This window comes from Haemophilus sp. SZY H68 (genome assembly GCF_018829685.1).
In the GTDB taxonomy this organism is placed as follows: domain Bacteria; phylum Pseudomonadota; class Gammaproteobacteria; order Enterobacterales; family Pasteurellaceae; genus Haemophilus; species Haemophilus haemolyticus_K.
On sequence record NZ_JAHKKB010000002.1, the window covers coordinates 144268 to 157431 of the forward strand.

Sequence of the window (13164 nt, forward strand, 5' to 3'; positions counted from 1 at the left end):
AGAGGGCTAATTTCTGAAAAACTCGAAATTAGCCCCTATATTAAATGATATCTAATAGTTAGTTTATTTTATTTTATTAAACTTCGCTCTCTCCAGAGAAACGTTCAATTCTAGCACCTAAACAACGAAGTTTTTCTTCTATATGTTCATAACCACGATCGATATGATAAATACGATCTACTATGGTTTCACCTGTTGCGATACAACCTGCAAGAACCAAACTGATTGATGCACGTAAATCTGTCGCCATCACTTCTGCACCAGATAACTGTTCAACACCATGACATACGGCAGTATTCCCTTCAATTTCAGCTTTTCCGCCCATGCGAATTAATTCAGGAATATGCATAAAACGATTTTCAAAAATCGTTTCAGTAATAATACTTGTGCCCTCTGCCACCATATTTAATAAGGTGAATTGAGCCTGCATATCAGTAGGGAAACCTGGATGTGGCGCAGTACGAATATTCACTGCTTTAGGGCGATTTCCAAGCATATCTAAAGTGATACTATTCTCAGTAACATCAACTTGAGCGCCAGCTTCACGAAGTTTATCAATCACTGCATCTAAAGTATCAGCCTTAGTATTTTGACAAACAACACGACCACCCGAAATTGCTGCGGCAATTAAGAATGTACCCGTTTCAATACGATCTGGCACGACACTATGCTCACAACCAGTTAAACATTCAACACCTTCAATCGTAATGTGATCAGAACCTGCACCAGATATTTTCGCGCCCATTTTATTGAGGAAGTCAGCGGTATCTACAATTTCAGGCTCACGAGCCGCGTTTTCAATCACTGTGGTGCCTTTCGCAAGCGTTGCTGCCATCATAATAGATAAAGTTGCACCTACGCTCACTTTTTCCATTACAATACGTGTTCCCACAAGGCGATCTAATACTTGTGCTTTTACATATCCTTCTTCAAGAACGATGTCCGCGCCTAATTTTTCTAAACCGCTAATATGGAGATCAACTGGACGAGCACCGATAGAGCAACCACCAGGTAACGATACTTGGCCTTGATGAAAACGAGCAACCAAAGGCGCCAATGCCCAAATTGAAGCACGCATGGTTTTAACTAATTCATAAGGGGCAGTGAAATGATCGATATTCGATGCATCTAATAAAACTGAGCCAGTTTCATCACGATCTACCACCACGCCTAATTTACGTAAAATTTTCAAAGTGGTTTCAATATCTTTAAGCGCAGGCACGTTCGTGAGTTTAACTGGTTTTGTTGCCAAAATAGCGGCAAAAAGAATTGGAAGTGCGGCATTTTTTGCACCTGAAATATTCACAGTTCCACTTAAACGAGATTGCCCATAAACACGAAATTTTTCCATTTTTGAATCCTTAATTAAGTTGGTTTAATGCACGATCACGTTTCCACTTTTCAGTGGTATAAGTTTTAATTGTTAACGCGTGAATTTCGCCAGTAGTAAAATAAGCCATTAACGGAGCATAAATTGTTTGTTGTTGTTTTACGCGAGAAAGTGCGGCAATTTCATCACTCACTACAATCACGCCAAAATGCGCGTTTTCACCTTGAGCATAAACCTCTTCTACGTTTAGCGCATCTTTTAAAATTCGTTCAATTTCTTGAAGTTCCATCAGATTTCCGTTTAATTAAGATCTGTAAAATTTGCGATCCAATCAGACAAACCAACAAGATCTGCAAGGGTTAATAATTGTTTTGGTGGATAAACTAATCGCACTGTTTTGTTAAGCTTTTGACACTCTCGTAAAAAATCACAAAGCGCTGCAAAACCAGCTGAATCAATATGTTGAATACCAGACAAATCCCATTCAACAACTGTTTTATCCAGCGCATTAGCAGATAAAAAAACGTCACGTTGCTGCCACATAGGCAACAACGTGTTGCGAGATAGCTCCCCTGACAAAAGGAGCGCTATCTTATCATCATTTTTCTTTAAATCCCAATTTAACATGGCAACAAAATTATTTGCTGAATGTTACAGGTTGAGCGGCTGATTTTTGTACTTGAGCCGTTAATGCATCAATACCCTGTTGACGTAAGATACTACTCCATTCTTGTTGTTTTGTTACAACCATACTCACTCCCTCAGCAACCATGTCATAAGCTAACCATTCACCCGTTTTACCATTCTTACGCCATTTAAAATCTAATTTAATTGGTGCTGCACCATTGGTTTGAATAATATTCACACGAATATTTACTAAGTTTTTATCACCTAATGCTTTTTCTGGCTCAATTTGGATTTGTTGATTTGAATATGCCGTTAATACTTGTGCATAAGCTTGTTCAATAAAATCACCAAAAGCTTTAAAGAATTTTTCACGTTGTTCAGGTGTAGTAGATTTGAAATGAGAACCTAAAACTAAAGAACCTGCATAATTGACTTGAACATAAGGCAGTAAATCATTACGAACGATAGTACGTAGATAATTTGGGTTCTTTTTAATCTGGCTTTGATTTGCCTGAATATCAGAAAACAATTTATCTGACGCTTGTTGCATTAATACATAAGGACTTGTTTCAGCCATAGCAGTACCAGCAGCAAAAAGTGCGGTAAATACTAAGGTTAAAATTGCAAACCATTTTTTCACTTGGAAAAATTTCATCATAAATCTCCTAAATAAATGTTAGTTGTTATTGTACTGTAGGCTCAGTCTTTTCACTGTTACCATCAGATTTTTTATCGCCGTAAAGGAATTGGCCGATTAAATCCTCCAACACCATCGCAGATTTTGTATCTTGAATTTGGCTACCTTCTTTAAGCATAGCCGATTCACCATCATCAAACCCCATTGTCAATGCAATATATTGCTCACCTAACAAGCCAGATGTCTTAATTGATAAAGAACTGTTTTCTGGGATTTCATTATATTCCTGATTAATTGCAATACTAACTTTTGGTAAATAGCTTTTTTCATCAAGCGTAATACCGCTCACACGCCCAATAACCACTCCACCAATTTTTAATGGTGCACGTACTTTTAGTCCACCAATATTATCAAAAGTTGCCGTCACAGTATAAGATTTCGTCTCACCAAAACCTTGTACGTTGGCTACGCGTAAACCTAAAAAAACTAAGGCGCCAATACCAAGTAATAAAAATAACCCGACCCAAAATTCATATTTAATTGTTTGTCTCATAAAAAATCCTTAACCTGCTCCAAACATAATAGCAGTCAAAATAAAATCTAATCCTAGAACAACAAGAGAGGCATGCACGACTGTTCGTGTTGTAGCTTGGCTGATGCCTTCTGATGTTGGCATACAATCATAACCATTAAAAAGCGCAATCCAAGTTACGGCAACAGCAAAGAAAACCGCTTTAATAAAGCCATTTAAAATATCATAGCTCCAACTCACGGAATTTTGCATCACAGACCAAAAGCTACCCGAATCAACACCTTTCCAATCCACACCAACTAAGGAACCGCCCCAAATACCAATCGAGATAAACAAGATTGACAAAATTGGCATGGAAATAACTCCCGCCCAAAAACGAGGTGCAATCACTCGACGTAGAGGATCAACAGCCATCATTTCAAGACTAGAAAGTTGTTCAGTGGCTTTCATTAAGCCTATTTCAGCCGTCAATGCAGAACCTGCTCGACCCGCGAATAAAAGTGCGGTAACAACAGGCCCTAATTCTCGTAAAAGAGAAAGCGCTACAAGCTGTCCCAAACTTGTTTCAGCAGAAAAATCGACTAACACAACATAACCTTGTAGTCCTAATACCATTCCAATAAATAAACCGGACAACAAAATAATGAGTAACGATTGGACACCTAAAACATGCATTTGCTTCACAAGCAAAGGAAAATGCTTACGAATTTGTGGCTTGCCGATCAATGCGCCAAATAACATAAAACCTGCTCGCCCTAATGCACGGAAAAAGTCGATCACCTGTTTTCCTAAAGCAGAAATAAAATTGACGATCATTCAAACAATTCCTTCACATAATCTTGCGCTGGGTACTTAAAGCGCACAGGACCATCAGATTCACCTTTTAAGAATTGCACCACGCGCGGATCTTGGCTCTGTAAAAGCTGCTCAGACGTTCCTTCTGCGATAACTTTTTGGTCTGCAATAATATAGGCATAATCTGCAATACTCAATACTTCTTCCACATCGTGCGACACCACGATAGAAGTCAAATTTAACGCTTCATTTAATCGTTTAATCAAGCTCAAAATTACGCCCATACTGATTGGATCTTGCCCAGTAAATGGCTCATCAAACATAATTAAATCAGGATCAAGTGCAATAGCGCGCGCTAATGCAGCTCGACGAGCCATACCTCCGGAAAGTTCTGAAGGCATCAATGCGGCAGCACCTCGCAACCCAACAGCTTCCAATTTCATCAATACGATTTGACGAATTAAACTTTCAGGCAAATGCGTATGTTCACGAATTGGAAAGGCGACATTATCAAAAGTAGAAATATCCGTAAAAAGCGCACCGGATTGGAATAACATCCCCATCCGCTTGCGTACTTCGTACAGTTCACTATTAGATAGGCGACAAATATCTTGCCCATCAAACAAAATTTCACCTTGTTCTGGTATTAGCTGCCCACCGATCAATTTAAGTAAGGTAGTTTTACCAATCCCCGACGGTCCCATGATCGCAGTGATTTTTCCCTTTTTTACTTGCAAATTCAAGTTATCGTAAATCACGCGATCACCACGTTTAAAGGTGAGATTCTTAACTTCAATTAGATTTTGATTCATTAAAATCTCGTTTATAAATAAAAAGTGCGGTCGTTTTGACTAGCGTTTTTGTGAAAGGTTCATCTTACGACGAACAAACGCCATCATTCCGTGTAATACTAAAAACAACAGTGATAAAGCATATAAAGGCATATTTCCCAACACAGAATAAGGCGTTTTACCTTCCGCAGGTGCAATTTTATGTGTCAACGTTGTTTCAATAAACTGCGGTGCCTGCGCTAACACCTTACCTTGTGTATCAACAAAGACTGAAATCCCCGTATTCGTTGCCCGAATAAGCGGTTTACCCAATTCTAAAGCGCGCATTCTTGCCATCTGTAAATGTTGCCAAGGTCCAATCGAATCACCAAACCAAGCGTCATTAGAAATTGTGAGCAAATAATCCGTATCTTGTTTCAAGTTTTGCCGCACTTGTTCGCCAAAAATAATCTCATAGCAAATTGCGGGCGAAAAAGCGCGTTTTTTTGCCATTAAAGATGGCTGAATCGCATCCCCGCTTTGAAATGCAGACATCGGCAAATTAAACACTGAATTAAGTGGTCGCAAAATACTTTCTAGCGGAACATATTCACCAAAAGGCACGAGGTGATGCTTACTATAACGATTTGATGTATCGGGCTGATAAGGAAAGTCTGGGTTTCCAGCAGTCATAATAGAATTAAGCAATTTACCAGATTTCGTATCTTGGAATACGGTTCCAACCATTATCTCCGTTTTCGTTTCTTTAGCAGCTCGATCTAATCCTTCAAAAAATGGCATAATCGCATTTTCAAGAGTTGGCAATGCTGATTCAGGCAAAATAATTAAATCGGTTTTACCAAGATTTTCTGCGATTAATTTTTGATAAATCTCCAAAGTAGAATAAAAATAAGCCGGATCCCATTTGAGATTTTGTTCAATATTTCCTTGAGCAAGCGTGACTGAAATTGCCTTATCTTCAACAGATTTTACAAAGTGAATTCGGGATGAATAAGCACTTAAGCCCCCCACGATGATCAATAACAAAACGTTCGCCAAGACTAATTTAAGATTTCTCGTTTTAAACAAAGACGAAACGAGATTAAAAATTACCGCACTTGCCCAAACGCTAAAGAACGTCAATCCTGTTACCCCCAAAATCGGGGCGATGCCATAAAATGGACTGTCAATTTGTGTATAACCAAACTGAAGCCAAGGAAAACCGGTAAAAATCCAACCTCGTAAAAATTCTGTCAATGTCCAAATCACGGCAAAAATTACCGCACTTTGAACGTTGAAACGCTGAACCAAATAGGTAAAGAGCATCGGGTATAGTGCAAGATAAGCCGCAAGTAAACCGACAAGGAAATAACTCACACCTAAAGACGCCCCACCAAATTGGTGAATACTGACATTAAGCCAACTCACCCCAAAGCAGAAAAATCCCATCGACCACAAAAAAGTCGCTAAAAGTGCGGTGGATTTTTTAGGATTTTTAGCGACATAAAGTAAACCGAGTAAAGAAACATAGGCTAAAGGCCAATAATCAAATGGTGAGAAGGCAAAAACACCGACTAAACCAGATATAATCGCAATAAGATAAGTAAAATATTTATTCATAAATTCAATTATATTTTGCACGCCCTTACGAGCGTCTTTTGTATTGGAATTTGAAATCCCATTCCAAGTAAATAAAAAGCACGCGTTAGAAAACGCGCGCCATCATTGAGGATGATAAAATGCTATTCGGCTTTCTCTTCAACATCATCCATTTCTGCCAAATGTTCATCCGGCACTGTGACTCGAAGTTGAATCAATCGGCGACTATCTGCCGAGGTGACTTTAAATTGAAGATTTTTCAACGTAATTTCTTCACCACGTTTTGGTAAATAACCAAAAGTTTGCATAATCAGACCACCAATGGTATCCACTTCTTCATCATCAAAATCCGTATTAAATTGCGCATTGAAATCATCAATATCTGTGAGCGCACGCACCGCATAAGTATGACGAGAAAGCTGACGAATATCCGCAACATCTTCTTCATCAAACTCATCTTCAATATCCCCAACAATTTGTTCCAAAATATCTTCAATGGTGACAAGACCTGATACTGCACCAAATTCATCCACCACAATGGCCATGTGGAAACGCTCAGAGCGGAAATCTTTCAACATACGATCCACCCTTTTGCTTTCTGGCACAATCACGACGGGGCGCAATAATGAAGATAAATCAAACGCTTCGGCATCTTCACGTAAAAATTTCAATAAATCTTTCGCATGTAAAATACCTACGATATTATCGCGATCATCCGCATCGGCAATCACAGGAAAACGAGAATGAGCGGATTCAATAATTGTGTTTAAACAAGTATTTAAATCTTGTTGATCTTCAATAAAAATAATTTGTGAACGAGGAATCATAATATCGCGAACACGAAGCTCCGCAATTTCCATCACGCCTTCAATCATTTCTCGAGTATTTTGATCAATTAAATCGTTTTGTTCTGAATCGCGAATTACTTCCACAAGTTCTTCACGATTTTTTAGTTCACCTTGAAAAAAGCGACCAAATAAAGATTGAAAAAAAGGTTTTTTCGTATTTTCAGATTGGTTTAAATTTTGCTGTTCGTCGTTCATATTATTTTATCTATCTATTTTTCAAAAAATTGATTTTCAAGTTGAAACGTTTCCAAGAATAAGCCTAACGGTGGTCTATCCGAAGATTGCTCCTCATAGTTAGGGTTAAACTTTTTGTAGTTACCTTTACGATTAATATGATATTGAGTGCCATCTGATTGAATAATTACATTCCAATTAAAATTAGACGCTTGAACCCAATCACGCCCGCTCAGGTCAAATAAATTATACCCTTGTGTATAATCCATTAATCTATTTTCTACATGGAAAATTTGTCTCATCAATGCAGGTAAAATATCGGTATGACTGCTTAATCCATTTTGTTTGCCTACCGGTAAATCTTTCCAATACACAAGCAATGGCACTTGAATTTCATCGCGCCCAAAGTAGTTTTCTCGCTCTTTTTCACTCATTTCATTAAAGGTTAAACCATGCTCTGACGTGATGATGACTAATGTATTTTCAAGTGGTGTGCTTTCTAACGCTTTTGCTAAAAGAGAATCAATATCTTGCAAAGTGCGGTCATAGTCTGATGGGTTTTTAGCCTCCAAGGCTAAATCCAAATAAGCAAACCAAGGTGAGTCTATTTTTTGTGCTTTAATAAAATCATTGAGATTTTTTACCGCACTTTCATTATTTGGTTTGCTGGTTTTATTCGATAAAAGTTTTATTTCACGAAACAATGCTTGTCGGAAGAGGCTATCTTTGAAATTCGTAGCAGAAAATAAACCCAATTGATAATTTTCAGCACGTAATTTTTCGATTAAAACAGATTGGGTATGATTGCTTAAAATGCTATCGGTGTAATTTGCATTTAGCCCGTAAAATAACCCAATCAAGCCTGCATTATTACTGTTACCTGTGCTGTAATGATTAGTGAATTCAGTTGAACTTGTCGCAAATTCAGCAAGTTTTGGCATCTTTTCACTAGAAATCGCATCATGGCGTAAACCCGAAACCGTTACGATCAGAATATTAGGTTTATGCGTAATTGGTGCATAAGTGAGTTCTTTTTTCGGATAATCAATTTTTAAGGCATCTAAACGGCCTTCTTGCGCCAATTTTTGCGTATATTCTTCCCCATCCAAGAAACCGTGTTTTTCTAAAAAAGAACGAGCTGTCATTGGATAAGATAAAGGGAAATTAGATCGTTGCATGGTGATAGGACGATACAAATAAGCATCTGCCCAAGCATAAATTAAATGCGTCGCAATGAACGTTGCGGTTAAGAATATACCGGTACCTTTTAGCCATTTTTGGCGTTCAAGACTACGTAATTTCTCCCAACTCCAGCGAGAAAATAACATTTGTGCCAGTAAAATTATTGGCATTGGTGCAAAGAATATTTGCCAATCGCGTGACATTTCACCATTTTCTGGATTGACCAGCAAATTCCATACAACAGAGGATAAATGCAGATTAAAACGATTGAAAACGGCGGTATCAAATAATAATAAGGTTGTACAAATCGTCGAGAAAATCACGGTTAATCCGCGAAAAGTGCGGTGATTTTTAACAATGAAACTCAGTGGAAAGACAACGAGTAAGTACAACGCAAAAACGTTGAAACTGAAATGCCCGAGCAAACTCACAAAGAAATAAAGTTTTCCTGCGAGAGTATCTGGCCAGTCAATGATAAAGGCATAACGAGTGCCAATAAGAATAGCAACAATAATATTAAAAAAGGCAAACCAATGGCCCCACGAAATTTTTCGTGAAACGTCATCGCGGTATTGTTTGCCGCTGAAGGTGCCTTTTTTAATCCATTTCATATTAACGTGCTTTTACCGAATTAATTAAGGAATTCGAAAACGCTTGAGCTAATGCTTCGCGTTGAGTTTGTGGCACACTGGTGGTTAATAAATTACTTGCCATGTTACCCAGTGCGATTAAGGATAGATCTACAGGGGCTTTATGCTTTTCTAATACTGCGATCATATCGTTCACAATTGCACTTAGCTGTGCATCAGAATATTTAGAATGTTGAGCCATAATGTTAAAAATAAAACAAAAAATTTGGCTTATGATACCCGATTATTTGGTAGAACCTAAATAATTTCTTTTTTCTTGCTTAAAAAGTGCGGTTATAATTTGCGGCAAATTTTTCAAAGGTGACAAAAATGAGTATTACCGTTAATCAAATTGTTTTGCATCAGTTAGTCAAAAATGTGGATGGCGACGGCATAAAAATGGAAAGCGTATTACGCGATGAGCTGTTGTCAATTACGCCAGAAGTAGAACAAATGATGTTACAACTTCATCAAGGCTATCAAAATAAAGCGAAGGCTTTTGGCGTGTTTCAGGAAAAGTCTATATTTGCACAACATTTAAATCGTTTATTGGAACAAGAAATTGAGTTTTTAGGTTTTAGTCAACACTCAACAAAATTGCTTGCAGATGAGCTAGGTAAATATAACTTTGCAGAAAGTGGTACTTTGATTTTATGTCAATATAATTTCTTAGCGACAGATTATTTGTTTATTGCATTGCTTGATAGCCGTCATAGTATGTTAGTCGATGAGCATTTAGATATTCGCCGTACAGAATATCTTGATATTACTCAGTTTGATATTGCGGCAAGAGTAAATTTGACGGATTTGCAGGTGAATGCAAACTCTAATCGTTATTTAACTTTCATAAAAGGCCGTGTTGGTCGCAAAATTAGTGATTTTTTCATGGATTTTTTAGGTGCTGAAGAAGGATTAAATCCACAAGTTCAAAATCAATGTTTATTGCAAGCCGTGAGTGATTATTGTGATCAAGGTGAACTCAACAAAGAGCAAACTCAAGCGGTGAAAAAACAAGTGTTTGAATATTGCAAAGCTCAACTTGCAGGCGGCGATGAAATTGAATTGCAGGAACTTTCTGATTCCTTACCCACTCTAAATGAACAGCCCTTTGTTAGTTTTGCGGAAGAACAGAATTATGGTTTGGAAGATCGCATTCCTCCAGTACGTTCAACTTTAAAATCCCTAACGAAATTCAGTGGTTCAGGAAAGGGGGTGAGTATTAGCTTTGATGCTGATTTATTAAATACTCGAATTCAATGGGAACCGATGACGGACACGCTTACAATCAAAGGTTTGCCACCGAATTTAAAAGATCAATTACAAAAGGCTTTAAAATCAGAGAATTAATTTGGAAATATGCTCAAACTTGGGTATTATTTGACAGTACTTTTGCACAAATAAGGTAAAGAAAATGCAAGTTAAAACACTTTTAGGCGCAACCTTTTTAGCATTAAGCGTCGCTTCTTGTTCCACCGTTGAAAAAGTTGTATATCGAATTGATGTACCACAAGGCAACTATTTAGAAGCGACTACAGTTGCTCAAGTTAAAGAAGGCATGACTGCTCAACAAGTACAATATTTGTTGGGTACGCCAGTATTAATCGATCCTTATAATAGTCAGACTTGGTACTATGTGTTCTTACAACAACGTGCTTATGAAACACCTGTTCAACATACTTTCACTGTAAAATTTGATCAACGTGGTATTGTGACAGAAACCAATCTTGATAAACCTTTGCCAGAAGTTTCTCAACAAGGCGAGAACAACACCATTATTCAAACTGGTGAGAAAGCAAAATCAAGCTGGTGGCAATTCTGGAAATAATTTTTCTATTTTCACCGCACTATAACAAGAACGATTGATAAAAAGGAATCCCCAATGTCAAAACTCTTGCTCGTTGATGACGATGTTGAATTGACGGAATTACTTTCATCCCTTTTAACGCTAGAAGGGTTTGATGTTCAAACAGCAAATAATGGATTAGAGGCATTACAAAAACTTGATGAAAGCCATGAGTTGGTTTTACTTGATGTGATGATGCCGAAGCTAAATGGTCTTGATACATTAAAAGAAATTCGTAAAGTCTCTAATGTGCCAGTGATGATGCTCACTGCAAGAGGCGAAGACATTGATCGCGTGCTTGGTTTAGAATTGGGTGCGGATGATTATTTGCCTAAACCATTTAATGATCGTGAACTTATTGCCCGTATAAAAGCTATTTTACGCCGTAGCGTCCTCCTCAAAACAGAAAACGGGGAATCTACAAAAAATTCTGAAAATGAAAATTCAGTAATATCCTTTCACGGGATTGAATTACATCCAATTTCTCAACGAGCTATTTATCAAGGTAAAGATTTAAATTTAACTAGCACCGAATTTTTACTATTTTACCAATTAATTCAATCTCCAAATGGTAGCGCAACCAGAGATGAACTCAGTGAGAAAGTATTGGGCAAGCCTCTTACTCCCTTTGACCGTTCCATTGATATGCATATGTCAAATCTACGTAAAAAACTCCCTCTCCGAGAGAATGATCTACCTTGGTTTAGAACATTACGTGGACGTGGATATCTTTTAGTGCCATAGAATAATGAAACTCACTAAGATTTTTAATATTAACCAATTAGCCATACGTACATTTTCAGTTTTCTGGATAGCATTCTTTGCCATGATGACACTTATTGTTATCATGCCTTATTTTGATCTTCGAATTTATACTCCTTTAAAAGAATCTGAAGTAATCAACTACCAGAAAAGAATTATGGATACAATACGGAATAAACAACTTAGTAATCTACTCGTAGAGGCCCCCGTATTGCCAACAGATAAATACAACCCATATCGTCCTGTTTTAGTCAATTTACAAACCCAAAATATATTAGGTGAATTACCGGAAGAGCGTGATGCGATTTTAGCATTCTCTGTTGTTTCTGATGATTTTTCTCATCCCAAACAAAAAACTTTCAATGATTTACAAATTGTTGGCCCATTCCAAATTTATCTTAGTGATAAACCTGACAAATATGCTTTATTCTTCATTAATCATATAAATCCACAACAAGCAATTTTAAATTATTTATTTGATAACCCAGCTATGCTTGGTTTCTTAATCTTATTAATTACTACACCATTACTCTGGTGGTTCACAAAAACCATTGTCAACCCAATATCTCGTTTACAAGAAGCCGCAAATTCTGTCGCCTTAGGGAACTTTAAAATTGATCGTAACTTATCCCTATCAGGCCCTCTTGAACTTCGACAAGTTGGAAGAAGTTTTAATAGAATGTCAACGGCGATTGACAATCTTATCTCCAATCAACAATCTTTACTGTCTTCCATTTCACATGAGCTTAAAACACCACTAGCACGTTTACAACTAGCTACAGCGCTTGTTCGCCATGAATGTGGTGAAACAAATAGCGTAAAACGCATTGAAAGAGAAATTGGGCGAATGGATAAAATGATTAGTGAATTGCTCCTACTTTCACGCCAGCAAATGAATAGCCAAATGGAACGGGATATTTTTTATGCCAATACGCTTTGGACTGATATTATCAACGATGCAAAATTTGAGGCAGAGCAACGTGGTATAACGTTTCTCACAAATATTCGTTTACCCAAAAATGAATTACAACTTAACGGCAATTTTAGATTGCTGGAAAGTGCGGTTGAAAATATTGTAACAAATGCACTTAAATACACCAAGGATAAGATCGAACTTCATATTTTTATACAAGAAGAAGAAGAAGAAGAAGAAGAAGAAGAATTTCTCAGGATCCGTATAGATGACAACGGATCTGGAGTCCATCCAGATGAATTTGAAAAAATCTTCAAACCGTTTTATCGAGTTGATGAAACACGAACTAGGACGACTGGTGGCACAGGTCTGGGACTGGCGATTGTATCTAATGTTATTAAAGAGCATCAGGGTAAAGTTTGGGCGGAAAAAAGTCCACTAGGCGGGCTTGCTGTTACTATACGATTGCCATTATGGATCAATCACTAAAAATCAAAAGTGCGGTAGATTTTTTACCGCACTT

15 protein-coding genes are annotated in these 13164 nt (G+C 37.5%); 4 read left to right on the forward strand and 11 right to left on the reverse strand.

The window, feature by feature from the left end; all coding sequences use genetic code 11:
- Positions 1 to 76: 76 nt before the first annotated feature.
- The 11 genes from murA to KP712_RS04635 form a co-directional block, all read right to left on the reverse strand.
- Positions 77 to 1351 (reverse strand): UDP-N-acetylglucosamine 1-carboxyvinyltransferase, encoded by a 1275-nt coding sequence (gene murA / locus KP712_RS04585; RefSeq protein WP_140523813.1) that lies wholly within the window; start codon positions 1349 to 1351, stop codon positions 77 to 79.
- 10 nt (positions 1352 to 1361) lie between these two features.
- A complete protein-coding gene (locus tag KP712_RS04590) occupies positions 1362 to 1619 on the reverse strand; it encodes a BolA family protein (RefSeq protein ID WP_005631356.1) in 258 nt (85 codons plus the stop codon).
- Between the two features lie 11 nt (positions 1620 to 1630).
- Entirely contained in the window at positions 1631 to 1957 is a 327-nt protein-coding gene (locus KP712_RS04595; protein WP_065265308.1) for a lipid asymmetry maintenance protein MlaB, read from the reverse strand.
- 10 nt (positions 1958 to 1967) lie between these two features.
- On the reverse strand, positions 1968 to 2612 hold the full coding sequence (gene mlaC, locus KP712_RS04600) for a phospholipid-binding protein MlaC (RefSeq protein WP_179222720.1): 645 nt from the start codon (positions 2610 to 2612) through the stop codon (positions 1968 to 1970).
- Positions 2613 to 2640: 28 nt separating this feature from the next.
- Positions 2641 to 3147: an outer membrane lipid asymmetry maintenance protein MlaD gene (gene mlaD / locus KP712_RS04605; protein ID WP_065265310.1), complete on the reverse strand. Its 507-nt coding sequence runs from the start codon at positions 3145 to 3147 to the stop codon at positions 2641 to 2643.
- A gap of 9 nt (positions 3148 to 3156) precedes the next feature.
- Positions 3157 to 3942, reverse strand: a complete 786-nt coding sequence (mlaE, locus tag KP712_RS04610; protein ID WP_215770615.1) for a lipid asymmetry maintenance ABC transporter permease subunit MlaE — start codon at positions 3940 to 3942, stop codon at positions 3157 to 3159.
- The gene (gene mlaF, locus KP712_RS04615) at positions 3939 to 4733 is read right to left on the reverse strand and encodes a phospholipid ABC transporter ATP-binding protein MlaF (RefSeq protein ID WP_111407559.1); all 795 of its coding nucleotides are present in this window, start codon (positions 4731 to 4733) and stop codon (positions 3939 to 3941) included. Before mlaF ends, mlaE begins: the two co-directional genes overlap by 4 nt.
- Positions 4734 to 4772: 39 nt before the next feature.
- A complete protein-coding gene (gene lnt, locus KP712_RS04620) occupies positions 4773 to 6311 on the reverse strand; it encodes an apolipoprotein N-acyltransferase (protein ID WP_215770616.1) in 1539 nt (512 codons plus the stop codon).
- Between the two features lie 122 nt (positions 6312 to 6433).
- On the reverse strand, positions 6434 to 7333 hold the full coding sequence (gene corC, locus KP712_RS04625) for a CNNM family magnesium/cobalt transport protein CorC (RefSeq protein WP_215770617.1): 900 nt from the start codon (positions 7331 to 7333) through the stop codon (positions 6434 to 6436).
- A gap of 14 nt (positions 7334 to 7347) precedes the next feature.
- Positions 7348 to 9105, reverse strand: coding sequence for a DUF3413 domain-containing protein (locus tag KP712_RS04630; RefSeq protein WP_140449541.1), 1758 nt, complete (start codon positions 9103 to 9105; stop codon positions 7348 to 7350).
- 1 nt (position 9106) lies between these two features.
- Entirely contained in the window at positions 9107 to 9325 is a 219-nt protein-coding gene (locus KP712_RS04635) for a YejL family protein (RefSeq protein WP_140449542.1), read from the reverse strand.
- Between the two features lie 128 nt (positions 9326 to 9453).
- Here KP712_RS04635 and yejK point away from each other — a divergent pair, with 128 nt between their 5' ends.
- The 4 genes from yejK (at position 9454) to cpxA (ending at position 13130) form a co-directional block, all read left to right on the forward strand.
- Complete coding sequence (yejK, locus tag KP712_RS04640) at positions 9454 to 10470, forward strand: nucleoid-associated protein YejK (protein ID WP_140449543.1); 1017 nt, start codon at positions 9454 to 9456, stop codon at positions 10468 to 10470.
- A 64-nt stretch (positions 10471 to 10534) separates the two neighbouring features.
- Complete coding sequence (gene bamE, locus KP712_RS04645; RefSeq protein WP_005634176.1) at positions 10535 to 10948, forward strand: outer membrane protein assembly factor BamE; 414 nt, start codon at positions 10535 to 10537, stop codon at positions 10946 to 10948.
- Positions 10949 to 11002: 54 nt separating this feature from the next.
- Complete coding sequence (locus KP712_RS04650) at positions 11003 to 11710, forward strand: response regulator (protein ID WP_106014069.1); 708 nt, start codon at positions 11003 to 11005, stop codon at positions 11708 to 11710.
- A 4-nt stretch (positions 11711 to 11714) separates the two neighbouring features.
- Positions 11715 to 13130, forward strand: a complete 1416-nt coding sequence (cpxA, locus tag KP712_RS04655; protein WP_215770618.1) for an envelope stress sensor histidine kinase CpxA — start codon at positions 11715 to 11717, stop codon at positions 13128 to 13130.
- The last annotated feature ends 34 nt before the right edge of the window (positions 13131 to 13164 follow it).

What these genes read in the sequence shown, in the direction of transcription:
- murA (WP_140523813.1), bottom strand. Translation starts at nt 1,351, where the DNA reads ATGGAAAAATTTCGTGTTTATGGGCAATCTCGTTTAAGTGGAACTGTG.
- KP712_RS04590 (WP_005631356.1), bottom strand. Translation starts at nt 1,619, where the DNA reads ATGGAACTTCAAGAAATTGAACGAATTTTAAAAGATGCGCTAAACGTA.
- KP712_RS04595 (WP_065265308.1), bottom strand. Translation starts at nt 1,957, where the DNA reads ATGTTAAATTGGGATTTAAAGAAAAATGATGATAAGATAGCGCTCCTT.
- mlaC (WP_179222720.1), bottom strand. Translation starts at nt 2,612, where the DNA reads ATGAAATTTTTCCAAGTGAAAAAATGGTTTGCAATTTTAACCTTAGTA.
- mlaD (WP_065265310.1), bottom strand. Translation starts at nt 3,147, where the DNA reads ATGAGACAAACAATTAAATATGAATTTTGGGTCGGGTTATTTTTATTA.
- mlaE (WP_215770615.1), bottom strand. Translation starts at nt 3,942, where the DNA reads ATGATCGTCAATTTTATTTCTGCTTTAGGAAAACAGGTGATCGACTTT.
- mlaF (WP_111407559.1), bottom strand. Translation starts at nt 4,733, where the DNA reads ATGAATCAAAATCTAATTGAAGTTAAGAATCTCACCTTTAAACGTGGT.
- lnt (WP_215770616.1), bottom strand. Translation starts at nt 6,311, where the DNA reads ATGAATAAATATTTTACTTATCTTATTGCGATTATATCTGGTTTAGTC.
- corC (WP_215770617.1), bottom strand. Translation starts at nt 7,333, where the DNA reads ATGAACGACGAACAGCAAAATTTAAACCAATCTGAAAATACGAAAAAA.
- KP712_RS04630 (WP_140449541.1), bottom strand. Translation starts at nt 9,105, where the DNA reads ATGAAATGGATTAAAAAAGGCACCTTCAGCGGCAAACAATACCGCGAT.
- KP712_RS04635 (WP_140449542.1), bottom strand. Translation starts at nt 9,325, where the DNA reads ATGGCTCAACATTCTAAATATTCTGATGCACAGCTAAGTGCAATTGTG.
- yejK (WP_140449543.1), top strand. Translation starts at nt 9,454, where the DNA reads ATGAGTATTACCGTTAATCAAATTGTTTTGCATCAGTTAGTCAAAAAT.
- bamE (WP_005634176.1), top strand. Translation starts at nt 10,535, where the DNA reads ATGCAAGTTAAAACACTTTTAGGCGCAACCTTTTTAGCATTAAGCGTC.
- KP712_RS04650 (WP_106014069.1), top strand. Translation starts at nt 11,003, where the DNA reads ATGTCAAAACTCTTGCTCGTTGATGACGATGTTGAATTGACGGAATTA.
- cpxA (WP_215770618.1), top strand. Translation starts at nt 11,715, where the DNA reads ATGAAACTCACTAAGATTTTTAATATTAACCAATTAGCCATACGTACA.